The organism is Pseudoroseomonas cervicalis ATCC 49957, from assembly GCF_000164635.1.
In the GTDB taxonomy this organism is placed as follows: domain Bacteria; phylum Pseudomonadota; class Alphaproteobacteria; order Acetobacterales; family Acetobacteraceae; genus Pseudoroseomonas; species Pseudoroseomonas cervicalis.
In genome coordinates, this window is sequence record NZ_GG770823.1 from 1 (window position 1) to 1,451 (window position 1,451).

A 1,451-nucleotide genomic window follows, 5' to 3' on the forward strand; every position below is an offset into this window, starting at 1 on the left:
GGCGATGCCGCCCGGCCTGCCTGCCCCGCCAGCCGGTGCGGCGCCAGGCTGGGCTTCACCTTTCCTTAATGTTTGCTGCGGATAATCGCCCTGGCGCCCGCACCCAGGAGTTTCCCAGGAGCCCCGGCGCGCCCCCGCCCCGGCTCGTATGGGATCCCGCGCCGTATGCCCGCCGTCTCCCCGGCCCTGTCCCACCGCGCCCGCTGGCTGCGCCGCGCCGCCCATGCCGCGCTGCTGCTCGGCCTCGCCACCACCCTGCTGCTCTGGCAGGCCGCCACCGCCAGCCTGCAACGCCAGCAGCGCGCGCATTTCGAGGAGGCCACCCAGCATGCCAGCCGCATGGTGGGGGAGCGCCTGCTGCGCAGCCTGGAGGTGCTGGCCGGCTTCCGCGCCCTGTTCGAGGTCTCCGACCAGGTCAACCGCGCCGATTTCCACCGCCACGCCCGCGCCCTGCGCCTGACCGAGCGCTTCCCCGGCGTCATCGCCGTGCAATACGCGCCGCTGGTCCTCCCGGCCGAGCGCGCCGGCTTTGAGGCCGCCACCCGCGGCGACACCAGCCTCGACCCCGCCGGCTATCCCGACTACGCCATCCACCCGGCCGGGGAGCGCGAGTTCTATCTGCCCGTCCTCTACAACGAGCCGATGGCCGGCAATGAAAGCGCCTTCGGCCACGACACCGCCGCCGAACCCTCCCGCCGGCGGGTGATGGAGCGCAGCCGCGACAGCGGCGAGCCGATCGCCACCGGCCCGCTGGAGCTGCTGCAGGGCCAGACCGGCTTCCTGGTGCGCCACGCCATCTACCGGCGCGGCCTGCCGCTCTGGACCGTCGAGCAGCGGCGCGCCGCCTTCAGCGGCCAGATCAGCGGCGTGTTCCGCGCCGCCGAGCTGCTCAGCCCCCTGCTGCAGCCGCAGCTCGCCGAATACCGCGTGCGCATCCTCGACCGCGGCCCGCTGCCGCAGCCCGATGGCGTCTCCCGCGTGCTCTATGACAGCCGCCCCGACGAGCCCCCGCCGCCCGAGGCCGCCGGCAGCCTGCGCAGCGAGCTGGAAATGGCAGGGCGCCTGTGGCGCGTCGAGCTGACCCGGCGGCACAACCTGCCCTGGCTGCAGCCCCTGCCCCTGGCCGTGCTGCTGGGCGGGCTGGCCCTGACCCTGGCGCTGCTCTGGCTGCTGCACAGCCTGGCCAATCACTACAGCCATGCCAGCGCCATCGCCGAGCGGCTGCTGCACCAGGCGCAGCACGATTCGCTGACCGGCCTGCCCAACCGCCTGCGGCTGGAGCAGCTGCTGGAGGAGGCGCTGCACCGCGCCGCCGCGCGGCATGCCGGGCTGGCGCTGCTCTTCCTCGACCTCGACCGCTTCAAGTCGATCAACGACTCGCTCGGCCACGCCGCCGGCGACGCGGTGCTGCAGGCCGTCGCCCTGCGGCTGCGCCAGGCGCTGCGCCCCGG

1 protein-coding gene is annotated in these 1,451 nt (G+C 74.5%); it reads left to right on the forward strand.

Going from position 1 to position 1,451, the window contains the following annotated elements; genetic code table 11:
* Positions 1 to 165: 165 nt before the first annotated feature.
* On the forward strand, positions 166 to 1,451 hold a 1,286-nt coding region (locus HMPREF0731_RS26400; RefSeq protein ID WP_083854574.1), incomplete at its 3' end, for a CHASE domain-containing protein.